This window comes from Brevundimonas sp. (assembly GCF_024711105.1).
Classification (GTDB): Bacteria; Pseudomonadota; Alphaproteobacteria; order Caulobacterales; family Caulobacteraceae; genus Brevundimonas.
Map to the genome: position 1 here is coordinate 1 of NZ_JANJTL010000036.1, position 23,449 is coordinate 23,449.

The 23,449-nt window shown below is 68.8% G+C and carries 20 protein-coding genes; 9 read left to right on the plus strand and 11 right to left on the minus strand.

Annotation, left to right across the window (positions count from 1 at the left end; genetic code table 11):
• Nucleotides 1-4,201, minus strand: a 4,201-nt coding sequence (locus Q0M60_RS02365) for a hypothetical protein (RefSeq protein ID WP_296815453.1), incomplete at its 3' end; no start/stop codon positions are given.
• A gap of 470 nt (nt 4,202-4,671) precedes the next feature.
• Between Q0M60_RS02365 and Q0M60_RS02370 the strand changes: the two genes are divergently transcribed.
• Nucleotides 4,672-5,418 carry a sulfotransferase domain-containing protein gene (locus Q0M60_RS02370; protein ID WP_296815455.1) on the plus strand — a complete coding sequence of 249 codons (747 nt, stop codon included), beginning with the start codon at nt 4,672-4,674 and terminating at the stop codon, nt 5,416-5,418.
• A complete protein-coding gene (locus Q0M60_RS02375) occupies nt 5,411-6,271 on the plus strand; it encodes a WcbI family polysaccharide biosynthesis putative acetyltransferase (RefSeq protein WP_296815457.1) in 861 nt (286 codons plus the stop codon). The genes Q0M60_RS02370 and Q0M60_RS02375 overlap by 8 nt, the downstream gene beginning before the upstream one ends.
• Nucleotides 6,272-6,412: 141 nt before the next feature.
• Here Q0M60_RS02375 and Q0M60_RS02380 read toward each other — a convergent pair whose 3' ends face one another.
• Both Q0M60_RS02380 and Q0M60_RS02385 read right to left on the minus strand, forming a co-directional pair.
• Nucleotides 6,413-7,144 (minus strand): hypothetical protein, encoded by a 732-nt coding sequence (locus Q0M60_RS02380; protein WP_296815459.1) that lies wholly within the window; start codon nt 7,142-7,144, stop codon nt 6,413-6,415.
• A 163-nt stretch (nt 7,145-7,307) separates the two neighbouring features.
• The gene (locus tag Q0M60_RS02385) at nt 7,308-8,459 is read right to left on the minus strand and encodes a glycosyltransferase (protein WP_296815461.1); all 1,152 of its coding nucleotides are present in this window, start codon (nt 8,457-8,459) and stop codon (nt 7,308-7,310) included.
• Between the two features lie 184 nt (nt 8,460-8,643).
• Between Q0M60_RS02385 and Q0M60_RS02390 the strand changes: the two genes are divergently transcribed.
• Nucleotides 8,644-8,862, plus strand: coding sequence for a hypothetical protein (locus Q0M60_RS02390; protein ID WP_296815463.1), 219 nt, complete (start codon nt 8,644-8,646; stop codon nt 8,860-8,862).
• A gap of 322 nt (nt 8,863-9,184) precedes the next feature.
• Here Q0M60_RS02390 and Q0M60_RS02395 read toward each other — a convergent pair whose 3' ends face one another.
• From Q0M60_RS02395 to Q0M60_RS02410, 4 genes are read right to left on the minus strand one after another with little or no spacing between them, the layout of a single operon-like run.
• The gene (locus Q0M60_RS02395) at nt 9,185-9,688 is read right to left on the minus strand and encodes a hypothetical protein (RefSeq protein ID WP_296815464.1); all 504 of its coding nucleotides are present in this window, start codon (nt 9,686-9,688) and stop codon (nt 9,185-9,187) included.
• Nucleotides 9,685-10,242 carry a TIGR02594 family protein gene (locus Q0M60_RS02400; protein ID WP_296815466.1) on the minus strand — a complete coding sequence of 186 codons (558 nt, stop codon included), beginning with the start codon at nt 10,240-10,242 and terminating at the stop codon, nt 9,685-9,687. The genes Q0M60_RS02395 and Q0M60_RS02400 overlap by 4 nt, the downstream gene beginning before the upstream one ends.
• Nucleotides 10,239-10,421, minus strand: coding sequence for a hypothetical protein (locus Q0M60_RS02405; protein ID WP_296815468.1), 183 nt, complete (start codon nt 10,419-10,421; stop codon nt 10,239-10,241). The genes Q0M60_RS02400 and Q0M60_RS02405 overlap by 4 nt, the downstream gene beginning before the upstream one ends.
• Entirely contained in the window at nt 10,418-11,785 is a 1,368-nt protein-coding gene (locus Q0M60_RS02410) for a DUF2793 domain-containing protein (RefSeq protein WP_296815470.1), read from the minus strand. The genes Q0M60_RS02405 and Q0M60_RS02410 overlap by 4 nt, the downstream gene beginning before the upstream one ends.
• A gap of 125 nt (nt 11,786-11,910) precedes the next feature.
• Between Q0M60_RS02410 and Q0M60_RS02415 the strand changes: the two genes are divergently transcribed.
• Together Q0M60_RS02415 and scpA are read left to right on the plus strand one after the other, a co-directional pair.
• On the plus strand, nt 11,911-13,296 hold the full coding sequence (locus Q0M60_RS02415) for a methylmalonyl-CoA mutase family protein (protein WP_296815471.1): 1,386 nt from the start codon (nt 11,911-11,913) through the stop codon (nt 13,294-13,296).
• A 124-nt stretch (nt 13,297-13,420) separates the two neighbouring features.
• Nucleotides 13,421-15,574, plus strand: coding sequence for a methylmalonyl-CoA mutase (scpA, locus tag Q0M60_RS02420; RefSeq protein ID WP_296815473.1), 2,154 nt, complete (start codon nt 13,421-13,423; stop codon nt 15,572-15,574).
• Nucleotides 15,575-15,731: 157 nt separating this feature from the next.
• Here scpA and Q0M60_RS02425 read toward each other — a convergent pair whose 3' ends face one another.
• From Q0M60_RS02425 to Q0M60_RS02440, 4 genes are all read right to left on the minus strand, one after another.
• Nucleotides 15,732-16,454, minus strand: a complete 723-nt coding sequence (locus Q0M60_RS02425) for an anti-sigma factor (protein ID WP_296815475.1) — start codon at nt 16,452-16,454, stop codon at nt 15,732-15,734.
• On the minus strand, nt 16,451-17,008 hold the full coding sequence (locus tag Q0M60_RS02430; protein WP_296815477.1) for a sigma-70 family RNA polymerase sigma factor: 558 nt from the start codon (nt 17,006-17,008) through the stop codon (nt 16,451-16,453). The genes Q0M60_RS02425 and Q0M60_RS02430 overlap by 4 nt, the downstream gene beginning before the upstream one ends.
• Before the next feature lie 127 nt (nt 17,009-17,135).
• Nucleotides 17,136-17,423, minus strand: coding sequence for a hypothetical protein (locus Q0M60_RS02435; RefSeq protein ID WP_296815479.1), 288 nt, complete (start codon nt 17,421-17,423; stop codon nt 17,136-17,138).
• A 93-nt stretch (nt 17,424-17,516) separates the two neighbouring features.
• Nucleotides 17,517-18,854, minus strand: a complete 1,338-nt coding sequence (locus tag Q0M60_RS02440) for a glycosyltransferase (protein ID WP_296815481.1) — start codon at nt 18,852-18,854, stop codon at nt 17,517-17,519.
• 259 nt (nt 18,855-19,113) lie between these two features.
• Between Q0M60_RS02440 and Q0M60_RS02445 the strand changes: the two genes are divergently transcribed.
• Genes Q0M60_RS02445 through Q0M60_RS02460 form a run of 4 tightly spaced genes read left to right on the plus strand, consistent with a single transcriptional unit; the run spans nt 19,114 to nt 22,937 of the window.
• A complete protein-coding gene (locus Q0M60_RS02445) occupies nt 19,114-19,797 on the plus strand; it encodes an ABC transporter ATP-binding protein (protein ID WP_296815483.1) in 684 nt (227 codons plus the stop codon).
• Nucleotides 19,790-20,917: an ABC transporter permease gene (locus Q0M60_RS02450; RefSeq protein WP_296815486.1), complete on the plus strand. Its 1,128-nt coding sequence runs from the start codon at nt 19,790-19,792 to the stop codon at nt 20,915-20,917. The genes Q0M60_RS02445 and Q0M60_RS02450 overlap by 8 nt, the downstream gene beginning before the upstream one ends.
• A complete protein-coding gene (locus Q0M60_RS02455) occupies nt 20,914-22,275 on the plus strand; it encodes a cytochrome P450 (protein ID WP_296815488.1) in 1,362 nt (453 codons plus the stop codon). Before Q0M60_RS02450 ends, Q0M60_RS02455 begins: the two co-directional genes overlap by 4 nt.
• Entirely contained in the window at nt 22,272-22,937 is a 666-nt protein-coding gene (locus tag Q0M60_RS02460) for a DUF5995 family protein (protein ID WP_296815491.1), read from the plus strand. Before Q0M60_RS02455 ends, Q0M60_RS02460 begins: the two co-directional genes overlap by 4 nt.
• The last annotated feature ends 512 nt before the right edge of the window (nt 22,938-23,449 follow it).

The following is a 23,449-nucleotide window of genomic DNA, read 5'->3' on the forward strand; positions in this document are numbered from 1 at the left end:
TCACGCCGACCGGCTGAGGGGCGGACTTCCCGACGGCGTCCCAAAGCGCGGCGAGGTCGCGAAGAATCACATCGAGCCAGAGATCCGACATCTCGGGGACACGACCGCTCCGCGCCACCTCTGGAACGGCGGCGAGAAGGGCGGCCAGGAACTCGCGATCTGGCCGCGAGAGCTCGTCAGCGCACCTCAGCAGGTCCACGACGGCGGTCTCGGAGTTCTGAAAGATCTGAAGGATCGGTCCGGTCGTGTCTCTCGACAGGCGAGACGGCCAACTTTCAAGCAAGAAGGGCCGGCTGTCGGCCGGCCGGACCTCGAGGAAGCTGAGGTGCTTGTAGCGCCCGACCCGGAGCACGGCCTGTTCGAGGCGAATATCGTCGAAGGCGACCTTGTTGAAGCCGATCGTCAGGTGGCGGTACTCGGCGCCGGCCACCTCTTCGGTGGCCCAGACACGGCTCCACTTTACGTCGGTTGACGGGCCTGAAGGCGCTGAGTCCGTGGCTGTCGGCGTCGCCATCGCCGGTGCCGGGTCCATCGAGCGGGCGGGCGCCTCGATGTCATCGGAGGGATGGCGCGCCGGTCCCGTGCCTTCGGCGAGGGTGAACCGCTGGACACGCAACTCCTGCGCACCCAACGCCTGGAACTTTGCGCTGGTGTTCGGATTCAGGCGCGGCACGATGTGAGCGAAAATCTTGCCTGACAGGGCGTGCCCTTCGATCGCGATCCACGCCACGAGGCGCGCATCGTCCGCGCCGTAGGCGGCCAGGCCTCCCGTCAACGTTACGTCTGCCGAAGTCACGTTGCGGGTCGAGACCAGCCTGTGGCGAACCAGATCAAAGGTCGCCTCGAACGCGGGCTGGAGGTTCGAGGCCGTCACCCAGAGGCTGATGAACCGCCGCTCGCACGGTCCGAGAATCGCGGTCGCGACCAGGGGCCTGTCGGCCTCGGCGACGGCTGGCAGTGAGACGCGGTGCACCACGTCCTGATCGGTCTCGGCGAAGACTGCGAAACGGCCTGCGGGCTCGCCGGCCACCATGCCATTGAGAGCCGCCTTAGCGTCGACCCCCATCTCGGCCAGCAGGCTGTCCGGATCAAGCATCCCGCAGCGCGCCCATTGCAGCGTGTCCTGGCGGAAAGCGAGGTTCTCCTCCTCGAAGGCCAAGCTCGGCGAGGTCTGCAAAAGCCATTCGCGGAGTTCTCTCGCGTCGCCCATTCGCCGGGTTGCCAGGGCCCGAACCTGACGCCCCTGCAAGGCCACCGGAGACTGCGCCAAGGTGATCCGCGACAGCGCCTGCGAGACGTGCGCTGGATGGGTCCAGCGAGCAGGGTGCAGAAGCAGCACGCGCCAGCCATTGGAGCTCAGAAGGTCGTAAGCCTCGTCGGCGGCAGAGGCGTTCAGGCCTTCCGGGCCGAGGTCGAAGATGAGCGCCTCGACGTCTTCGTCGATCCCCCGACGGAGCCATGAAACGAGTTGGTCCGCCGGCGCGCCGCCAACGTCCAGCACCTTGACGTCCGAGGGCCAGGGCGACGCCGGGTCGGAGAGGTGGCGTACTGACCGGTCAGCCAACGATTTGACCCTGACCGAAGCGTCCTCCAGTTCGTCGCCACCGTGGGCGACGACGCCGAGGCCCTCAGCGCGCAGCGCTTCGATGCGAACGTCCAGGTCGTGGCCGGCCAGCAGCACGGCGCCCGAGCCGCCCGAACCGATTTGGCCGACTTGGAGTCTCGCGCCCTGCGACGCCATGTATTCGCCGAGGATCGGCGCCTCCTCGAGCCCCGCGCTTTCGCGCGCGGCGGAGGACTTGGTCGAGTCTATTACGTAGTTGGCAAGCGACGCCCAGCTGTCAGAGGTGAAGTAGGCGGCTGCGGCAGCTACCGACGCTTTCTTGAACTCCCGACGACGCTCCACTGCCTCTCTGATGGCGCGGGCGAGATCGCGCGGACGCGAGGACGGCGCCACCACTCCGTTGCCCCATGCGCGGACGCACGAGGCGAGCCAGGTGCCCTCCACGACGACCATGGCGGACCCGGAGTAGAGCGCGTCGATGAGCAGGCCGGAGGTTCGATTGGCGAAGTCAGGCGCCATGTAGGGCAGCACCACCACGTCGGCCGCGGCGATCTCCGCGGCGAACACCTCGTCGGTGAGATCGGCCGGCAGGGACCGGAGGGCGGCATGGTCGGCGGCCGCGCGGCCCAGGGCCGCCACCGTCTTATACTTAGCCACAAATACGATCGCGCCGGGGTCGCTGTCGCCGAGCATGATCCGGAGCGTGTCAGCGGCGACGTCGCCGCCCTTCTCTTTCCGCGGCGCTCCCGGGAGCAGCACGCGAACAGGTTCGCGCTTGCTGGACTTGCCGAGCTGTTTGCGTGTGCTCGCCAGTTGAGCTTCGGCGTCCTCATCGCCCAGCAGGGGGCTTGGATGCGGCGCCACGGCGAAATCCAGGCCAAGCCGCTGCTTCAGGGCGTGGCCCTGATGGGCGGTCATCACGCTGACGCAGACCCGCGGTGAGTCCGCCGCCCAGCGAAGCAGCTGTCCCCACTTCGTTTCGAAGTCCGGGGTCCAGGCCTCCTCGGCCCGGAACCAGAACAGGTTGAGGACGACCCGAAGTCGCGGATGGAGCTGCACCAGGCCGGCGAGAATGCCGAGGTGCTCCAGGCTGCCCGTGTACATGTAGGTGATGACGTCGCCCGAGGTGCTCCTCAGGGCGCGCTCGACGGCGAGTTCGAACTCTCGCCGCGCCTCCTCGCGAACTTCCCCGAAAGGTCGAGCCACCGCGCCCACGCCCAAGGACCAGGACCGCACCGATAGAGTCGGTTCGATGACGGTGGCGGCTTCCAGACCTTCGCTGGGCGGAGGTCCGCCGGATGCGATCCGGTAGTTGAGGCCCGCTGCCTTCACGATGGGAGCCAGCTTGCTTTCGTAAGCCCAGAAGTGACCCTGCTGGTCCGCCGCGTCCGGGTTCAGAGACAGGACCACGGTCTTTCCGGACAGAGCCGGGAAGATCGGCCCGCTGAGCGGTGTCGGGGCGCCGCGGCGCCGCAATGGCAGCATGAAGGAGGAGGTGAGGGCCTGGACCGTCTTTCCTGCGCCCTCGAGCTCGTCGAGCATGTCCCCGAGGGTTTCCAGGTGCTTCTTATAGTAGTCGCCGTAGCTGATGTTGAAGAAGCCGGGGTGGGCGCGCTGGATGCCCTCCATCTCGTCCACGTACTGGGAGGCGGCGTGGTGGGACCAGAAATAGGCGTCCTCGCCCTCGCGCTTGCCGTCGCAGCCGGCGATCCGGATTTCCTCATACAGACTGCCGGCGATGGGCAGCAGCAGCAGCGTCAGGACGTTGCCGTGCGGGGCGACGCAGAAGTCCTTCTTCAGATCGAGGTAGTTGACCTTGCCTGGCGCGAACGGGACGCCGATGACGCGATCGAACAGCTCGGCCGGGAGCGCCTTGCGGTAAAGGACGTAGTCCCGCATCGGCACGAACAGGGTGATGTCGCGCTCGCGCAGGGCGGTGACGAGGTTGCGTCGGAAGGCGCCCGCATACCGGGACACGCCAGCATGGAAGATGGGATCCGCGGCCGCCATGGCGGACGGCTGGATATAGTCCATCAGGTCGTCGTTCTTGATCAGCGAGTTGCAGACGATGTTGTCGCCGCTCAGACGATAGTTCTTGACCTCCGAGAGGGAGGGGCCCGTGCCGAACAGGTTGACGCTGCGCTCGGCGCGGCTGTTCGCATAGGCGCCGAACTTCTCGACGCACTCGTCCAGGAAGCGATCGCCGCCGCCGGCGATGTCCAGGGCGGCCGACAGGAACCGGGAGCCCTCGGTCTGTCGCGTGTTGCGGTCGACCTGATAGACTTTCAGGCGTCCGGCCGCCTCTTCGCCGGAAAGGAGCTTGAGCGCCGTGTCCGGCAGCCCGTCGGTGCGCCAGACGAGGACGTGGGTGTATTGATCCAGGTCGCCGGTGAAGTCGGAGAACGACGGCGCGCCCACCTCGAACCTCAACCTGTCGCGAAGCTGGCCGGAGTGCTCCTCCGACACTGCCGAGGCGTCGAGGTAGTCCGGCACCGACCATGACTGGGTGGAGACGCCGGGCTCTACCGAAACGCGAATACTGTCAATGAACTCGGCGACCGGGCCGAGGTACCAGTGGACACGGGCCAGCAGGTCGGAAAGAGAGCTTGCGGAATCGACTGCGGGGAAAAGGCCCACACGGGCGCCCACAACCGGACGCTCATCTTTCCGCGTCGCGCGACGCGCCCTGGCCATTGGTTCCGTCCCCCTCGACCGCAACGAGCGCCGGACGCTCGAGGCAAGCACTTAACTATCAAGTAGTCGCGGGCTTACTGGTGCCGCTGCTCCATTTCAACCCGAACATTACGAACGTTAGAAACACACGCGTTAGAGGTGTTTGCCTTTTACACCACTCAAAGTGTGGTCCGCCTTCTCAGACCTCCTCACTCGGGTATGGGCGAGCTGCCACGATCAGTTATCGTAGCCGCAAGCTTTGAGTTTTGCTTTCCGGATGCGAGCCTGAATGTGATCCGTGGTGTTTGACGGCTCGTCCCCCCGTGTGCCAACAACGTTACAAAACGGAGGGCCAAAACTGCCAACGTGCCTTCCGCTTGCGAGCGTTCGAATCACGTTTGACGGCGCTCTAGAGATCACGATCGGGTTGGAAAATGTTCATCATCGCGAACGGCGCCTACAAGGGCGGGAGTACCTGGCTTTACCAAATTGCTGAGTGTCTACCGGGGTTTTCGCCTGTGCCGCCCGAGTTTAGGGATCCGAAGTTTCAAAATGCATCGCTGGACCTAGAAAAATTTGATCGCCTGATGCAAGTGACTGGAAACTTTTACTCAAAGCAACACTGGTACGGCGCGCAGATATATAAAGACATACTCTCACACGACAGGGTGCGTATGCTGAATATTGTGCGAAACATCGGCGACGTAGTCGTGTCATTCTATTTCCATCTCAGGCGGGGAAACCATTTCGATGGCCCGTTTGATGAGTATTTCGCTAGCTCGGGCCTAAGGCACGTCGTGAGGTACATCGATTATCAGACATGGTGGCACCAGCCTGGAGTGCGAGAGCCATATATGCTGAGCTATGAGGGTCTAAAATCTAACTTCGACGAATCCGCCATAGCGCTGTTGTCTTATCTGGATATTACCCCTAGTTCGGAATTGGTGGCCTTACTTGAGACAACTGACGTTCTGCATTCTGAAAATGGAAGAATTGTAGGAGAGGGCAAGTTTTTCAGAAAAGCAGTTGTCGGAGATTACGAAAATTTCTTAACAAGCGAGATGAAGTCTAAAATAAATGACCTCTGTCGCGCGCGAAATTATGACTCATTGGTCCGAGGGCTGCGCGCGCGGTTTCCGCATTGTGAAGCTACATTGTCGGCATGGGACTTCGATGCCTAAGCTGCTGGTATATGGAAATTGCCAGGCCAATCCCCTTGCTTCGCTGATGGGTATTGCGCGGCCTGACCTTGAAGTGATCCGCTTGCCGGCGGTGCACACACTAAAACCTAGTGACGAGAAGCAGGTAAATGTGGCTGTCGCGAATGCCGACATTATTGTGCACCAGCCAATAAGTGACCGCTTTGGATCGCTATCGACTGATTCGCTTCGAGCCGAGCATCCCACAAAACACTGGCTATCCTTCCCGTCAATTTATTTCGGTGGCGTCTTTCCCCAGATGTTCTACATTCGGCGACCCGGGAAACCCACCCTACACGGGCCGCTGGAGGACTACCACGATCGTCGAATAGTTGACGCGTTCTTACGGGGACTGACAGTCAGTCAAGCTGTACAGGAGATCGGCCGTCCGCTCGGATACGAGGCTGATTTCTTTGCGGCGATCGATGACGTTCGAGAGAAGGAGCGGGCTGTCGATGTAGGGTCGCTAGACGTGATCATGGACTTAATGCCCGCCGTGCGCCCCCTCAATACCTTTAACCATCCCACAGCAGATGTCCTCTGGGAGGTGGCCAAGCGATGCCTCCACGCCCTCGGACTTCCTCCTCTGGAAGGCGTTCAGCGCCCCAAACGGGAGTTTCTGAGTGGTCTAATCGGAGCCGTGCCAGCTGAAGTCTTGGCAGCAGCAGGTGCGAGTTGGTCTAATCCGGAGTACATAAAAAATGGAGAGCGCCTGGAGTGGGCACAGCTAATAGGCCAATTTTTCGAAGTGTATTCTCAAGAGGAAGAATTCGCTGAATTGTACGCGCGGAATGTTGCGAGGTTCGGTACGAGATCCGTGGCTACCGGGCTATAGTGATCCGGCCTTCCGCCGCTCGCGCAGACGGCCAGCCTAACGACGACGGGGTTGTTCTGCTAGAGGTCGCCCCCCCGACGGGCTGAGCTGGCTGGCCATTACTCCTCCGGAATCGGGTTCGTTTTATGAAGTCGCCTCGCCTCAATAGAAGTCGCGGTAGACCTTGAACGGGTCCACCTCCTCGCCCTTGGTCGCCCGGTAGTAGGCGCTGTTCGTCAGTCCCTTGGGCTTCTTCGGGAAATTGATCGTGGAGTTGGTGAGGGACTGCAAGTCCGTGAAGCCAGCCGCCCTGAGCGATTGACGCAGGGCTGGGCGGGTGGCGTGCCAGCCGAGCAGCGGTCGCGAGCGCTTCATCGGCCACACGTCCGGGTCCTTGCGGTTGAACAGGGCGATGCTGTCGCCGGGATGCGTCTGGGTCGCGACCACGACGGTTTTCGTGTCGAGCGTCGACAGGAAATCGAGCGTGAACTGAAAATACCGGAAGTGGTAAAGCACGCCGAGGAACAGCACCTCGTCCACGGCCCCGAACTGCTTGGCGTCGAAGAACTCGGCCTGTTGCAGGTCGATGTTCAGCCGTTCCTTCTTCGCCATGTCGAGGGCGATCTTCTGGCGTTCGGCCAGCCGGTCGCGGGGGTCGGGCTCAAGGGCGATGATCGAGGCCCCGGCGCGGGCGATGAGAAGGGACAGGCCGAGCGTGTTGGCGCCCACGTCCATCACGCGCTTGCCGCGCCAGTAGTCGGGCTCCGGCGTCAGGACATCGAACAGGGCCTGGGCGTCCCACTTGCCGTTCGCGGCGAGCGAGCCGTCGAGGCGATAGATGGACTGGCCTTCGAAGGCGTCATCAAGGATCGGCGGCTTGGTTTTGTCGAGCATGGCGGTCTGTTCCCCCGAATGGCCGTGCACCCTACACCGCCCGCGCGTCGGGTTTCCATGCTGAAAACGTGAACTCGAGCGCACGGATCTCAATGGGAAGTTGGCACCGAGGCCGCAGGTCCGCCGGGATGTTTGCTCTGGATCGACATTCGGTCACCGGGGACTAGCTCACACTGGTCGCGATCCCCCGCAACACCCCTTCCAGCGCCCTCCGCGTCGTCGCCAGGTCATGGCGCTCGAAAGCGAGGCGGCGGGCGTGGGCCGCGAGGATGCGGCGGTGTTCGCCATCCTCCACGAGACGCCGGATCGCGGCGCGCAGGGCCCCGGGATCGCGTTCGCTGACGACCTCGGCGCAGCCGTAGTCCTTCAGCAGGGCGATGGTGTGGATGGCGGTGGGGCCGTAGGCGAGGATGGCGGCGCCGCTGGCCATGCATTCGGGCGTCTTGTTAGCCAGGGAGTACTGGACGTAGCGGGCCGTCTCCGGATCGAAGTTGTAGGGAATGACGCTGATGTCGGCCTCGGAGAGCCAGCGGCGATAGGCCCCCGGGCGCATGATCTCGGAGGTCACGCGCACGGCCGTGAAGCCCTCGAACCGATGGCCGGCCTGGGCGACCCACTGGGGCCGGGAGTTGATCTCCAGGCGCACCGCATGGGTGTCCGACAGCGCCTGAACGGCCTCGGCCACATCGACCAGGCTGTCGAGGGTCATGTCTGACGCCAGGCCGCCGGCGTAGCGGAGGATGACCACATCCGGCTCGGCCTCTCGCCGGCGTTCCGGCCATTCCCGCGGCGCGACGCCGTTCGCGAACGGCAGCCACTCGCCGCCGTAGCGCCGGGCGAGCATGTCGGACATGGCCGGCGAGATGGAGAGCCTGAGCCCGGCGCGCGCGATCAGCCAGCGCAGGTCGCGGTCCATGCCGACGGCCGAGCCGGGATCGGAGGCTTCGAGCCGGGCCATCCAGTCGTCCATGATCCACAGCGCCAAGGGCGCCTGAGACTTGGCGATGATGCGCATCGCGGCCTGGTGATGGCCGGGGCGGTCGGCGGTGGGGCGATAGAGGATCACCTCGGGATCGAACGCCAGGACCTCGCGGACCACGGCGTCCTCGTCGAGAAGACCGGGGAGGGGCGCGCCGTCCCGGCGCACCTCGAGCTGTTCGCGCAAGGCGCGGACCTGCAGGATCCCGGACGGCGGCCAGGCGGCCAGCAGGTTGCGCTTGATCTCCCCGGTGGCCGTCCCTCCGCCGATCCGGGTCATGTCGAGCAGCAGGAGGCGCGGCAGCGGATCGGGACGGGTCGGAGGCTCCTTGGGCACGCGCACCTCGGCGAAGACTGGGTCGGAGCCTTACCCGGCGGGCGCGAGTCTGGAAATCAACCCAAGCGGCCGCGGACACAGCCTCCGCGTGTCGTTCGGCTGGAGGCAAGCGGGTGTTGTGGCGGCTGCGGCGGCCTTGGGTGTACCAAGCCGGCCCATGAAGCCGCTGGAGGGAGGACCCGTCATGCAATCGGACAGCCTGCCTCTGTTCGGCCGGTGGAAGGATGCGGCGCAGCAGCTGCATTCGGCGCATCAGGCCCGGGCCTCGGGGTGCGAGGCGGCGGCGCGGGAGTATGACCAGGCGCTGGCGGCGTACCGCGAGGTCTGCGACCTGTGCGCGAGCACCTGGTACGGCGCGCTGGGCGAAGGTGACGCGTCCGGCTCCGAGCCTCCGTCTCTTTAGTCCGGGACTCCCCAAAACGATGACGGCGCCCCGGGGAGCTAGTCACCCGGGACGCCGCTGCTCGAGCAGCGCCCACTGTCGGGGGGAGGGGGAACAGGCGCCGCGGATTGTGAACAACCCGACTTAGGGAATGTTCCAGCGGGGCTGTTCTTTTTGCGCAAGCCAGAGTTCGACGGCCGCGCGTTCGGCGGCGTGGGCCTCGACGGCGAGGCGGCGGGCGAGGTCGCAGGCCAGCAGGGCCTCGCCGCGTTCGAGGTAGGCGCGCTCCAGGTCGACCCAGGTGGCGGGGCCGGTCTCGGGCAGGCGCGGGAGGCGGCAGGGCTCACTGGACAGGCTCGGGGGATCGACCGTCGGCGGGCCGGCAGAGGGCGGGCGAGAGGTCGCACAGGCGCCGGTCGTGAGCGCGCAGGCGAGCAAGGCGGTCGGGATCGAGCGGCTGGTCCGCATCGGGGGCTCCTTCGGATTGGGCGATGGCGCGCGCGGTGGCGGCGCGGGCCTGGGTGAGGGTGTGGTGGGCGTCGTCGACGGCTGTGGCCTGGCGGGCGCGGGCCTCGGCCTCGATCTGGCGGGCGCGCAGCGACGAGCGGGCGTCAGCCAGTTCGGCCTCGGCGCGGTCGAGACGGCGCTCGGCCGACCAGGGCAGGCGGGACCAGAGGCCGTCCCACGCGGCGACGAGCATGAGGCCGGCCACGGCCGCGACGACGAGCAGGGCCAGGAGCCTGACGGGCGTGTCGCCCAGGACGGAGCGACACAGCGACTGGGCGACACGGACGGCGCCGGCCAGGGCGCGAAACACAGTCCGAACAGTCCGGACAGTCCGGCTCATGCCTCGTTCTCCGACAGCTTGCCGGCGGCGAGCAGCCGGACGGGTCTGACGCCCCTGGGCTGGGCGATGCGCCACCTGGGGCGGCGGGCGCCGAGCAGGCGGTTCCTGGCGATGCGGGCGATGCAGACGCGGTCGCCCTGGTTGCCGCCGAGCACGTGGAAGGCGGTGGAGTCCTCGCCGACATAGAGGCCGACGTGGCCCTGCCAGCCGGTCTTCGAGCCGCGCCAGAAGACGAGGATGTCGCCGAGCGACGGGCGGTCGGCGGGCTGGCCGAACCTGAGCCAGGATCGGGCGGCGAGCAGGCGTTCGACCGGTCGCCAGCCGGCGCGCTCGACCACGACGCCCATGAACAGGCCGCACCAGCTGATCTCGTCGCGGACGTAGTCGGCCTCGACGCCGAGCTCGCGGGCCCAGGCGAGGATCTGGGGGTTGTCGGCCTGGCCGGGGGCCTCGGCGACGCCGAAGCGCCTGCGGGCCTCGATCAGGGTGCGGGGCGCCTCGCCCGAGGCGATGACCTGGTCGATCCAGGCGTAGGGGGCGGGGAGGGGCGTCATCGCGGGCCTCCGTCGAGCGGGGCGGTGCGCGTCTGGCGGCCGAAATAGGCGCCGAGCACCAGCATGAGCAGGTCGCCCCAGTCGGTGGTGGCCTGGCCGAGCCACAGGGCGCCGGTGAGGACGCCGAAGGCGAGGATGGTCTCGGTGCGCGGGATGTTGACGAGACGGGGCAGGGTCACGAGACGACGCTCCCGTCCGGGAAGCGCCAGTCGGTTCCGTCGGAGACGGCCAGGCGCCGGTTGGACGATCCGTCCGAGATGTAGATCAGCTGGGCCGCCGGCGAGGCCGAGGGCAGGCTCGCGACGGTGTAGGCCCTGAGCCGATGGTGGCGGCTGGCGTCGATGACGGTGTTGGCGCCGCCCATCTGGAGGTCGCCCGAGGCGTTGAGGCGCATGCGCTCGACCGGGCTGGAGGCGCCGTCGGGCGTGGTGGCGAACTCCAGCCGGGCAGGCAGGTCGCCGGCGCCGGCCGTCCCGTCGACCACGGCGCGGATGCGGGCGGCAAGCTGCCAGTCGGCGCCGTCGGACCCGAACCAGCGCAGGGAGCCGAGGTCGTCGCCGGACTGGACCAGGCCGTGGGTGTTGAGAGCCGCCCCGCGCGACTTGGCGAGCGCATTGACCGGGCCGTTGGCGTTGGCCTGCCAAAGGATGTTGAAGACGCTGGAGGTCCCCTGGGCCGCGCCCTGGATCTGGAAGCCGTTGGCGAAGCCGGCGACCGTCTCGTGGACCAGGCCGTTCCAGGTCCAGCGGTTGGCCTGCCACTGGGCGCGGCCGGCGCCGCCGGTCGAGACGCCGAGCACATTGGCCGACGGACGGAAGAAGCCGGTCCCGGCCTCGCCCACGGCCACTGACGGCGCGGTGTCCGAGCCGGCGGTGAAGGCGGCCGCGCCGGTGGTCCTGTCGAGGGTGAGGGCGGTGGTCCAGGCGGCGCCGTCGGGCGAGACCTTCAGCGTCAGGTGGTCGTCGCCGATCAGGCCGAGTTCGGCCCGGCCCGAGAAGCCGGACTGGAACAGGATCGAGCCCACGTCGGCCGGGGCCTCCTTGTTCAGGGTCAGGCGCAGGTCGCCGTCGCCGCCGTCAGCGGCGGGGAGCGCCGTGAAGAGCGCCTTGTTCAGGCGCGCGGTGAGCGGATTGTCGGCGTCGGCGGTCGCGCCGAGGCCCAGGCGGTCGAGTGACTGGACCTCGCCCAGCAGGCCGCCGAGGTCGGCCCAGGCGCCGTCGTGGCGGACCACCAGGCGGGCCTCGTCGGCGATGAGCACGACCAGGCCGTCGGGCGGAGGCAGCCGCCTCCAGGCGCCGAAGTCGAAGAGCAGAAGGTCTCCCTCAGCGTAGGCCGACCAGGCCTCGCCCAACGGATCGGCGGGCAGGAGATAGAGGTCGCCCTCGGCCGGGTCGGCGGGCTGGGCGGCCGTGGTGCGGCTGAGCACGCGGCAGGCGACCAGGGCGTCGAGCAGGGCCAGGCTCTCGTTCAGGGTCACGTGCTTCTGGGCCTGGGCGGCGATCAGCCAGGGCAGGGAAAGCCGGGGGGTGAGCTCTTCGGGCAAGGGGTGTCTCCTGTTGGCCGGACAGGATGGGGCCGTGGGCGCGGACGGGGGTTCGCGGACGGCCGCGCGGCCTTGACGCTCCCTTTTCGCGGTTCCATGACCCGCCCATTCCGACGGAGCCGGACTTGACCGAAACCCTGACCCCGCTTGCCGACGACTTCCCCGCGCCGGACCTGGAGGCCTGGCGAAAGCTGGCGTCCAAGACCGCGCCGGACGCCCGCATCGAAGCGCTGACCAAGCGGACGCTCGACGGGATCGAGGTCGAGCCGCTGTACGGGCCGTGGAACGCGGCCGAGCCCGCCGCGCCGAGGAAGGGCCCCGCCGAGGACGTGACCCGGCCGTGGGGCCTGAGGGCGCCGGTGCTGCTGGCGCAGTCGGCGGCCGAGGCCAATGCGCAGGCGCTGGAGCATTTGAGGGGCGGGGCGGCGTCGCTGCTGGTCTGTCTCGATCCGAACGATCCGTATGCGGCGCCCGTGCGGTCGGCGGACGACCTGGCGGCGGTGCTGGACGGGGTGCTGCTGGAGCTGGCGCCGGTGGCGCTGGACGGCGGCGAGGCGGGCGTGGCGGCGGCCAACTGGCTGGCGGTGGCGGCCAAGGGCTCGCCCCAGGCGAAGCTGGGATTTCACCTCGATCCGGTGACGGTCGCGGCGCGCGAGGGGCCGGACCTTCTGGACGCCGCGGTGCAGACGGCGACGCGGCACATGGCGGCCTATCCGCTGGCGCAGCTGTTCCTGGCGTCGGGGCGGTTCGTGCATGAGGCGGGCGGGACCGAGGCGCAGGAGCTGGCGGCCATGCTGGCGTCGGCGGTGACCTATGCGCGGGCGCTGAACGGCGCGGGCGTCGGCGTCGAGGAGGCCTTCGGGCGGATCACCCTGGGCCTGTCGGCGGACAACCAGACCTTCATGACGCTGGCCAAGACGCGGGCGGCGCGGATGCTGTGGGCGCGGCTGCTGGAGGCCTCGGGCGTGGCCGGCGTGGCGCGGATCGAGGCGCGGGGTTCGCGCCGGATGCTGGCGCGCGAGGACGCCTGGACCAACCTGCTGCGCCAGACCGCGGCCTGCTTCGGCGCCGGCGCGGGCGGGGCGGACGCGGTGGTGCTGGAGCCCTTCACCCTGGCGCGTGGCGAGGCGACGCCGCTGGCCATGCGACAGAGCCGGAATGTGCAGCTGGTGCTGATGGAGGAGGCGCACCTGGGCCGCGTCGCCGACCCGGCCGGCGGGGCCTGGTTCGTGGAGCGGCTGACGGCCGAGCTGGCGCGAACGGCCTGGGGGATATTCCAGGACATCGAGGCGCGCGGCGGGGCGATGGCGGGGCTGGACTGGCTGGCCGAGCAGGTGGCGGAGGCGCGTGACCGGCGGGCGGCGGACCTGTCCGAAGGCCGGGCGCAAATGATCGGGGTGACGATCCACCAGCACGCGGAGGATGCGCCACCGCCGGGGGAGGAGCCGGTGGCCAGGGGGCGGTTCGCGCCGGTGCGCTTGGCGGCGGCCTTCGAGGGAGGGACGAAGTGAGCCCTTTCTGTCCGTCATCCCGGCCGCAGCGCGTCAGCGCGGAGAGCCGGGACCTAAACGCAGTCGGCGCCAACCAGCTTAGGCCCCGGATCGCCCTTCGGGCGTCCGGGGTGACGATGGAACAATGATCCCCTCAGATTTCTCCAAGATCGCGTTCGAAACGCCGGCCTCCGCCGCCGCCTCCGCCTCCGGCCCGCTGTGGATCACGCCGGAGCGGATCGCGGTGGATCCGGCCTACGCGTCTGCCGCGCTGGAAGGCCTGGACTTCATCGGCGGGCAGCCGGGGATCGCGCCGTACCATCGCGGGCCGTATCCGACGATGTATGTCACCAACCCCTGGACGGTGCGGCAGTACGCGGGCTTCTCGACGGCCGAGGAGTCGAACGCCTTCTATCGGCGCAACCTGGCGGCGGGGCAGATGGGCCTGTCGATCGCCTTCGATCTGGCGACGCACCGGGGCTACGATTCCGACCATCCGCGCGTGGCGGGCGACGTCGGCATGGCCGGGGTGGCCATCGACTCCATCCTCGACATGCGGACCCTGTTCGACGGCATCCCGCTCGACAAGATGAGCGTGTCGATGACGATGAACGGGGCGGTGCTGCCGATCCTGGCGCTCTACATCGTGGCGGCCGAGGAGCAGGGCGTGCCGCACGCGGCCCTGTCGGGGACCATCCAGAACGACATCCTGAAGGAGTTCATGGTCCGGAACACCTATGTGTATCCGCCCGGACCCTCGATGCGGATCATCTCGGACATCTTCGGCTTCACCAGCCGGGAGATGCCGAAGTTCAACAGCATTTCCATTAGCGGCTATCACATGCAGGAGGCCGGGGCGACGGCCGACCTGGAGCTGGCCTACACGCTCGCCGACGGGGTGGAGTACGCCCGAGCCGGAGTGAACGCCGGGCTGGACATCGACGCGTTTGCGCCGCGGCTCAGCTTCTTCTGGGCCATCGGCATGAACCCCTTCATGGAGATCGCCAAGATGCGGGCCGCGCGCCTGCTGTGGGCGCGGCTGATCCAGCGGGAGTTCTCGCCGAAGTCGGCCAAGTCGCTGGCGCTGAGGGCGCACTGCCAGACCTCGGGCTGGTCGCTGGCGGCGACGGACGTGTTCAACAATGTGACCCGCACCTGCGTGGAGGCGATGGCGGCGGTCGGCGGCGGGACGCAGTCGCTGCACACCAATTCGCTGGACGAGGCGTTGGCCCTGCCGACGGATTTCTCGGCGCGCATCGCGCGCAACACCCAGCTGTTCCTGGCGCGCGAGAGCGATCTGACCTGGAGCGCGGACCCCTGGGGCGGGTCGTACTACATCGAGAAGCTGACCGCCGACCTGGCGCGCCGGGCCCTGGTGCACATCGAGGAGGTGGAAAAGCTCGGCGGCATGGCCAAGGCCATCGAGGCCGGGGTGCCCAAGCGGCGCATCGAGGAGGCCTCGGCCCGGACCCAGGCGCGCATCGACACCGGCCGCCAGACGGTGGTGGGGGTGAACCGCTATCTGTCGGACCTGCCGGACGACATCCCGGTGCTGAAGGTCGACAACGCCGAGGTGCGCCGGCGTCAGCTGGAGAAGCTGGCCCGCCTGCGCGCCGAGCGCGACGACGCGGCCACGCAAGCGGCCCTGAGCGCCCTGACCGAGGGCGCGCGCGGCGGGGCGAACCTGCTGGAGCTGTCGGTGCGGACGGCGCGGGCCAAGGCCACGGTCGGCGAGATCTCGGACGCGCTGGAGGCGGCCTTCGGGCGGCACGAGGCGGTTCCGGAGGTGGTCTCGGGCGTCTACGCCAAGGAGGCCGGGACCGACGCGCGCATCGACCGCGCCCGGGCCATGGTCGCGACCTTCGTGGAGAATGACGGCGGGCCGCCGCGCATCCTGATCGCCAAGCTGGGCCAGGACGGCCACGACCGGGGTCAGAAGGTGGTGGCCTCGGCCTATCAGGACCTGGGCTTTGAGGCTGAGGCGGGGCCGCTGTTCCAGACGCCGGTGGAAGCCGCGAAGGCGGCGGTGGAGATGAACGCGCACGCGGTCGGGGCTTCGTCGCTGGCGGCCGGGCACCTGACGCTGGTTCCGGAGCTGAAGGCCGAACTGGAGAAGCTGGGGCGTGGGGACATCACCATTGTCGTCGGGGGCGTTATCCCTCCATCGGACGTCCAGACCCTGATCGATATGGGCGCGGCGGCGGTCTATCCGCCCGGTTCGGTGATCGCCGAGACAGCGGTGGACCTGCTGGAGAAGCTGAACCAGCGGTTGGGTTACGCGCAGCCGAAGGCGGGTTGACCAAATCTCCTCCCCACGCAGTGGGGAGGGGGACCACGAAGTGGTGGAGGGGGCGGCCGCCGCGAGGCGCCGGAGCGGCGGCGGAGGTCCCCTCCTGATCATCGCTGCGCGCTGATCTGTCCTCCCCATCGCCTTCGCGATGGGAGCGGAGACAGGCCTACAGCTCCGACACCTCACCCACGGCGACGACCGGGCCGCGGGCCTGCGGGGCGAGCGGTTCGCCCATGGGCTCCAGCGAGATGGCCAGCGCCGAGGCGTCGCTGGCCATGGGCCGCAGCGGCTCGGGCAGGCTGTGGGTCTGGGGCGTGGCCGGATCGATGGCGCCCACGAGTGTGGTGCTGCCGTCCGGCGCGACGAGCCACAGGGCCGGAATGGCCTCGGCCATCTCCATCTGGCGCGTCGGGGCGACGTGGAGCGCGCCGGTGGTCGGATCGTAGGTGATGACAGCGATGGGCATGTCGCCCTCGCCGGTGAGGGTGGCGACGCTGACGTGCTCGACCGAGGCCGGGGCGGGGACCTCGACGACGCGCTCGATGACCGGCCGGTTGACCAGCAGGAAGCCGACGGCGGCCAGGCTGGCGGCCAGAAGGCCGGTCGAGCCGTAGGCCCAGCGGCGCCAGAAGCGGACGGGGCTGTCGTCATTGGCCGCGCGCGGCGCGATCAGCGCCTCGATGCGCGGCCACAGGCCAGCCGGCGGCGGGACCGGGATGACCTCGTCGATCATCGGGCCAAGCCGCTCGTTCCAGGCCTCGACCTCGGCGGCGAAGGCGGGATCGGCGGCTTCGCGGCGGGCCAAGGCCTCGTCCTCGGCGCGGTCGTTCAGCCTCAGCGCGCGCTCGGCGGCGGGGTCGAGCGGATCGATGTCGTGAGTGTCGCTCATGGCTCGAGACACGCCTTCAGCCGGGCCAGGCCGCGCCGGATCCAGCTCTTCATGGTGCCGAGCGGCACGCCTTCGCGCTGCGCCAGGGTCTCATAAGTCTCGCCGTCGAAGAAGGCGGTCCGAATGGCGGCGCGCGCCTTGTCCTCGAGCGTCTCGAGACAGCCGTGCAGGCGGCGGCTGTCGTCGGCGGATTCGACCACGGCCTCGGCGCCCGGCGCGTCGTCAGCCAGCCCCAGGGCCTCATCGATGGGGCGGGAGGTCCGCATGACACCGCCGGACCTCAGCCGGTCGATCGAGCGGTTGCGCGCGATCGTCGCCAGCCAGGTGATGGGGCTGGCGCGCGAGGCGTCGAAGGCCGAGGCCTTCCTCCAGATGGTGACATAGGCGTCCTGCAAGACGTCCTCGGCGAGTTGGCGGTCGTGCAAGATACGCAGGCACACGCCGAACAGCTTCGCGGAGGTGGCGTCATAGACGCGGCGGAACGCCGCGCGGTCGCCCTGGCCCGCACGTTCGAGCGCGAGCGCCAGTTCGGTCCGGTCCATGACAGCCGCCATCTACGGTCGTCCTCCCCGCCGACACGATACGTCGACCGTCCGACCTATCCGGACCCGGGCCCGGCTTGGCAAGCCGGAAAGCGCAGAAAAGAAGGCGGCCGCGCGGACCGCCTTCCTTCCATGCGCCTTAGCCGGCGGGGACGGCCCGCTGGGCGGCTTCGCCGACGTTCTCGGCCGCTTCGCCGACGCTGCCGGCCGCCTCGGTTACGGCGTCGGTCTCGATGGCGTTCTGCTGGTTCATGTTCATGAGGAACCAGGCGACGATGGCCACCAGCACAAGGCCGATGATGACGGCGACGATGGTCCCGGCGCCGCCGCCGCCACGCTCGACCACCACGCGGTCGCCGCCGTTCCTCTCCACGGTGCGCTCGGCGGTCACGCCGTCATCGCGCTCGGTCACTCGTTCGGTCGCCATGTCGCACTCCTCTGCTTGGCCGTAGGGAATCGCGCAGGGAGCCGTGGGGTTCCCGACAGACGCAGGTCGCGATGCTTCGACGGAAGCGCCCGATCAGACGACGGGTGGTGGCGTGCGCGGCGCGCGCTTGACGACATGGAGGCCGCGCGTGGCCAGGCGGCAGGTCCTGTCAGGATCGTCGGCGGCCGGCGACAGCCGCAGCCGCACGGTGTGAACGCCCGGCTGCGCCGTGAACGGAACGTCCAGGTCGTAGTCGCGCCCGGACCCGGTCGACCTCAGTTCGATCCGTTCCATCAGGGGCGCGCCGTCGAGTTCTACGTCCAGCCACCGGGCCGCGCCCTGAAACCGCAGCGACCCCTTCAGCGACCAGCCGCCACCGCGCGGCAGGTTGATTTCGGCGAAGATCTCGCCCGACAGTTCGAAATGGCCGGGCGGCATCACCCGGTCGCGCGAGGGCTGCGGGCGGAACCGGACGCCCGACACCCAGCGCAGCGCGACAGGCCGGCCGGCGTGAGCCGGTGAGATCAGGGCGGGCGGCGGGGGTGCCTCCACGTTCATCTGGACCCGACGCCAGGCGCCCTGGACGGCGTTGCGCCAGATGACGGGGGCGGGAGCGTTCCTGGGGCGGCTGGACGCATCGGCTCCGCGGCCGTTCAGGACCACGTCCAGACGATCATCGTAGGCTGCCCGGTCCTGCGCGAGCGCCGCGTCGAGTTCCGCGTAGTAGGGCGCCAGGTCGTCGGACAGCTGGCCCGCGCGGCGCCGATGCAGGGCCAGGAAGGCGTCGACGGCGTGATAGGTCTCGATCCTCGCCATCCGCCGCCAGAGGTCCCAGTCCCCGGCCAGCCGGTAGGACGCGTCCAGGCCCCCGACCTCGCGCCAGAGGCCGGCCTTCCAGAAGACCCCTTCCTGCATGAGGAAGGGCAGGGCGCGGCTGTCGTGAAGGCCTGCCGCCAGGCTCGCCCGGTCGGCGGGCATGAACTCTCCGGGCGAACGCATCAGGCCGCTCTCGTCGACCTGCGCCTTGCGGCCGCCGAGCCAGCGGATGTCGGGATAGGTCGCCGCGATTTCACCTACGATCGCCAGCGCGCCGCGCGCCAGCAGGTCGTCGGCCCCCAGCCATGTGAGCCAGGCGTCATCGGCCGCGGCGAGACACGCGAAGCCCCGGTTCACCGCATCGTACAGACCGGCGTCGGGTTCGGAGGCGAAGGTCAGCTCGCGCGCGCCATGGTCCGGGGGCGCGGCTTCAAGGCGCTCGATCCAGTCGCGCACGATGGCCGGGCCGTCGTCCGAGCTGCCGCCATCCTGCACGTGGACGCGCAGGTCGAAATCGCCGGTCTGTTCAAACAGCGAGGCCAGGGTCTCGCCGAGATAGGCCGCGCCGTCGAGGAGCGGAACGACCACCGCGAAGACAGGCCGTGGCGGGGTCATGAGGGGCGGACGCGCATGAACATTCGACGTCGGGAGGTCCCATCCTGGCGGCCTGAGCGGCGGGGCGGATCAGCTTCGCCCGGAAACCACTCGTGCTCAAGTTGTGTTGCGAACTCAACATTGGAGTCACGCCGGCTGACTGAGGGGCGCGATCCGGCGACCGCCAGACCCTGCATGGCCGCAGCCCGCCGCCCGGCGTGGTGACGATGACACCTGCGAGATAGCGACGTAATGTGAGGGCCGGACTGGAGGGGAGTCGTTGGCGGCGACAGGGGGGCTCGTCTGCGTCGATGATGTCAGCCGCCACTTCGACGGCGGGCTGATCGTCGCGCTGGACCGACTGTCTCTGACCATCATGCCCGGCGAACTGGTCGGGCTGCACGGTCCCAGCGGATGCGGCAAGTCGACCTTGCTGAATATGATGGCCGGTCTCGACGAACCCACCGGGGGCGCCGTTTCGTTCGAAGGCGCCCGCTCCCCTTCCCAGACGGCCTGGGCCCGGCTCCGGGCCACGGCCATCGGCTTCGTCTTCCAGCACTTCAACCTGCTGCCGACCCTGACCGCCCGCGAGAACGTGGAGGTCGCCATGATGGGATCCGGGCTCGGAGCCGCGGAACGGCGCGACAGGGCGGACCGCCTGCTCTCGGAGGTCGGCCTGGGGCAGCGTGCGCAGCGCTGGCCCGCGGAACTGTCAGGGGGCGAGCGCCAGCGCGTGAGCGTGGCGCGCAGCCTGGCCAACGAACCCCGGCTGCTATTGGCGGACGAGCCGACCAGCAACCTCGACAGCCGCGCCGGCGCCGAGATCATGGATCTGCTGGTCGGGCTGCAGGCCGCGCGTGGCCTGGCCATGGTCATCGTCACGCACCAGGACGCCGTGCTCAACCGGTGCAGCCGGCGCGTCGGAATGATCGACGGCCGGATCTCCGGGGACGTCCATGTCTAGGCCGCTGACCTGGACCGGGGTCATCTGGCGCAACGTGCAGCGGCGGCCCAGCCGCGCCCTGTTCACTCTGCTGGGCGTGGCGCTGGCGGTGGCCGGCTATGTCGCCTTGACCGGCCTGACCGAAGGCCTGGTGGAGGGGGCCCAGGCCTCGCACGACGAGCGTGGGGTCGATCTGGTCGTCACCGACCGAAACGCCGCTGACGTCTTCGCAGGCTCGCTGCGGGAGGAACTCGGGCCCCGGGTCGCCGAGGCGCAGGGCGTGGCCGTGTCGGCCCCGGAGCTGTCGAGCGCGGTGCAGGTCAACGGCTCGATCGAGGCGCTGGCGACCGGATGGGTGCCCGGGAGCTTTCCTTTCGAGGAGATGCGCCTGGAAAGCGGGCGCCGGCCCGAGCCGGGGCAGGGCGAGGTCGTGGTCGGGATGGGCCTGGCCCGCAGCGCCCGGCTCTCGGTGGGGGATCAGATCGACATCAACGGCCGGGACTTTCGCGTGAGCGGCGTGTCCGCCTACGAGGCCGGCTTCCTGCGCAACACCGCCATCATGCCGCTGGATGCGTTGCAATCGCTGCTCGCCAGGCCCGGCCAGGTCACCCTGTTCCAGGTCCGGCTGCGCGACCCGGGAGATGAGGCCGGCATCGATGCGGCGCGGGCCGAACTCGCGCGGCTGGCGCCGGGACTGAGCGTCTCGACCACCGCCGAGGCCTTGCGAGCGAGCCGACTGGTTCGGATGATCCAGTCCACCTCGCTGGCGATCTCCCTGGTCGCGCTGGCCATCGGGACCCTTTCGGTCCTGAACACCATGGCCATGGCCGTGGAGGAGCGGACGCGAGAGATCGGCGTGCTGGCCGCGATCGGATGGAGCCGGCGTAGGATCATCGCCCTGGTCCTCTGCGAGGGATTCGTCCTGGCGCTCCTGGGAGGCCTGCTGGGCGTGGGGCTGGGCTGGGCCGGGCAGTCTCTCCTGACAGGATCCCTGATCGAGGGCGCAGAGACCTCGGTGCGCACCATGGCGGACCAGGCGTTGAGAGCCTTCGTCGCGGCGCTGGTGATCGGCCTGCTTGGTTCGCTCGCGCCCGCCTGGAAGGCCGCCCGGCTGCGGGCGGCCGAGGCGCTGCGGCGATGACGGCGGCGTGCCCCTACGCCCAGGCGGAACGGCCGCCGCCCGCGCCGGTCCCGCCCGAGCGCGACCTGCCCCTGCTGGAGCTGATCGGCAGGCTCCGGACCAACGCCCTGGCGGCCTGGCCCCGCCGCGCCTACGAGGACCTGCTGCTGCACCGCCGGTGTCTCGGCGTGGACACCTATCTGGTCAACGATCCGCGCGAGGCGCGCGCCGTGCTGGCCGCCGACGTGGACGACTACGAGCGGCCGCTGGGGTTTCGTCGGCTCTACCAGCCCATATTCGGCGGAGGCCTGCTGCTCGCCGAAGGGTGCGAGTGGCGCCGGCGGCGGAAGCGGCTCGCGCCCGGACTCACGCCGCGCAGCGTACGCGGGATGATCCCTCGCTTCCGGGCGGTGGCGAAGCGGCTGTGCGACCGGCTGGTCGACGGCGAGCCCGCCAACCTGTCGCGCATGTTCCAGGACGCCGCGATCGACGCTGTCGGGCGAGCCGCCTTCTCGATGTCGCTGGACCGGCTTCGCGACGAGATCTCGGAGTTTCGATCGGAGTATTTCACCCGAGGGGCCAAGGTCTCGATCCTGGACCACCTGGCCACCCGGGAATCGGACTTCTTCCTCGACCGAGGCGTCCGTGGGCATCGCGGCCGCCTGGGGCGGTCCATCGTCGCCAGGCTGCTCCTTGCGCGTGACGCGGACCGTGAGCGGTCCGACGATCCGGACCTGGTGGATCTGATCCGCCGGGATTCGACGGCCGACCAGTCCGAGCAGATCGACGAAATGGCGACCCTGCTGGGCACGGGATTCGACACCTCTGGCCGAGCCATGTTCTGGAGCGCCTATCTCCTGTCCCGTCGGCCTGACCTGCAGGCGCGCATCCGCGCCGAGGTCCTCGCCTATCCGCCCGAACGGGTCACCGATCTCAACGACCTCGACCACTGGCCCTGGCTGCGGCGGTGCGTGCTCGAGGCCTTGCGGCTGTATCCGCCCCTGCAGAGCATGATGCGCGTCCCGCGGCGGGATGTGGTCATCTGCGGCCGCGAGGTCCGGGCTGGCTCCTATGTGGCGATCTCGCCCTGGGTCATGCACCGGCACCGGCGGCTGTGGGACGAACCGGAGCACTTCCGGCCGGAGCGCTTCGGTCCTGACCTGGCGACGGCGCTGAGGACCCCGGCGTTCATGCCGTTCGGGGCGGGTCGCCGGCTCTGCATCGGCTCGACCTTCGCCCTGACCGAGGTGACGCTCGTGCTGGCGGAAATGTTCGGCCGATTTCGCGTCAGCCTTCCGGAGAACGCCCCGGTCACGCCGATGTCGGTGGTCACGACCGCGCCGGATCGCGAGCCCCTGTTCCGGATCGATCCGGGATGACCGATCCGGCCCGCGTCGGCGACGTGCAGCCTGTCCTGGACGCGCTCCTGGGTCGGGTGGAGCGGCTGGCCGGTGATGAGTCCTTCGGCGCGCACGCCGTCTTCGCGGCGCTGTACCTGCGGACGAACCGGCTGCTCCTGGAGCATTATTCGGGTGCGGAGACGGCTCTGGCGTGCCGTCTGACGGTGATCGAGTTCTTCAGGCTCTACGAGACCCAGGTCGTCGCCCCGGTCCGCGAGCGCCGGCCGATCACCGCGCCGGCCTGGAGGTCCTATGCGGCCTTCGCCGACAGTCTCGGTCCGCGGCCGCGGGTCAATCCGCTGCTCTGGCTGCTGTGTCTCGGGGCCGAGGCGCATGTGCGCCACGATCTTCCGCGCGCGATCGTCTCCGCCGCGAAGGCGCATCGGCAGCTGGCGGGCGACGGTCCGGACATGGAGGCGTGGCGTCGGGACCTGCTTTCAAGGGGTGCGGGAGACGCCTTCTTCGCTGCGACGCTCGATCTCAATCGCTCGGTGCGCGGCTCGACGTCCCGCGCGGGGCGGATGGCGTTGGGGGTCCACGCGGCTCTGGCGCATCCGTTGAGGCCGGTGATGATCGGCGTCCTCCAGCGATGGCGCGACACCGCCTTCCATCGCGGCGTGGCCATGCTCGGCGCGGCCTAGCGCGGACGCCGGAGCGCCCTGGCGTCCCGGCCGCCTGCGTGCCCGAACGCCCCCAATCGGGGTCCAGGATGACCAACAGGAACGGGAGAGATGGTGCCGCCGGGCAGGATTGAACTGCCGACCTCAGCCTTACCAAGGCCTCGGGAGCGGTAACCAGCACGTGCCAAGAGATGCCGCGTGTATCAGTAAGTTGCTGATATCTAGTGGATATTGGAGATTGGGACCTTTCGTGTCCTCTGCCGGACCACATACACGGTGCGTCCACGGTGCGTCCACGGTGCGTCAAACGCGATCCCAGTGATCGCAGGCCTGCCGGAGCGCCATCCATCCTCGTACCCACATGGCCAAGCTTACTCGCACCCTCGTCGATAACACCACCCCTCCGAAGTCCGGCACCATAGTGATCATGGATGACGTCCTCCCGAACTTCGGGTTGCGCGTCTCATCGTCCGGGACGCGGTCCTATTTCGTTCGCCTGCGCGTGGGCGGGGGCAGGCGCGCTCAGCAACGTC

Excerpts from the sequence above, each read along its gene's own strand:
- Q0M60_RS02370 (WP_296815455.1), top strand. The coding sequence starts at position 4,672 with ATGTTCATCATCGCGAACGGCGCCTACAAGGGCGGGAGTACCTGGCTT.
- Q0M60_RS02395 (WP_296815464.1), bottom strand. The coding sequence starts at position 9,688 with ATGAGCCGGACTGTCCGGACTGTTCGGACTGTGTTTCGCGCCCTGGCC.
- Q0M60_RS02380 (WP_296815459.1), bottom strand. The coding sequence starts at position 7,144 with ATGCTCGACAAAACCAAGCCGCCGATCCTTGATGACGCCTTCGAAGGC.
- Q0M60_RS02375 (WP_296815457.1), top strand. The coding sequence starts at position 5,411 with ATGCCTAAGCTGCTGGTATATGGAAATTGCCAGGCCAATCCCCTTGCT.
- Q0M60_RS02390 (WP_296815463.1), top strand. The coding sequence starts at position 8,644 with ATGCAATCGGACAGCCTGCCTCTGTTCGGCCGGTGGAAGGATGCGGCG.
- Q0M60_RS02430 (WP_296815477.1), bottom strand. The coding sequence starts at position 17,008 with ATGGCGGCTGTCATGGACCGGACCGAACTGGCGCTCGCGCTCGAACGT.
- Q0M60_RS02455 (WP_296815488.1), top strand. The coding sequence starts at position 20,914 with ATGACGGCGGCGTGCCCCTACGCCCAGGCGGAACGGCCGCCGCCCGCG.
- Q0M60_RS02435 (WP_296815479.1), bottom strand. The coding sequence starts at position 17,423 with ATGGCGACCGAACGAGTGACCGAGCGCGATGACGGCGTGACCGCCGAG.
- Q0M60_RS02400 (WP_296815466.1), bottom strand. The coding sequence starts at position 10,242 with ATGACGCCCCTCCCCGCCCCCTACGCCTGGATCGACCAGGTCATCGCC.
- Q0M60_RS02425 (WP_296815475.1), bottom strand. The coding sequence starts at position 16,454 with ATGAGCGACACTCACGACATCGATCCGCTCGACCCCGCCGCCGAGCGC.
- Q0M60_RS02440 (WP_296815481.1), bottom strand. The coding sequence starts at position 18,854 with ATGACCCCGCCACGGCCTGTCTTCGCGGTGGTCGTTCCGCTCCTCGAC.
- Q0M60_RS02460 (WP_296815491.1), top strand. The coding sequence starts at position 22,272 with ATGACCGATCCGGCCCGCGTCGGCGACGTGCAGCCTGTCCTGGACGCG.
- scpA (WP_296815473.1), top strand. The coding sequence starts at position 13,421 with ATGATCCCCTCAGATTTCTCCAAGATCGCGTTCGAAACGCCGGCCTCC.
- Q0M60_RS02450 (WP_296815486.1), top strand. The coding sequence starts at position 19,790 with ATGTCTAGGCCGCTGACCTGGACCGGGGTCATCTGGCGCAACGTGCAG.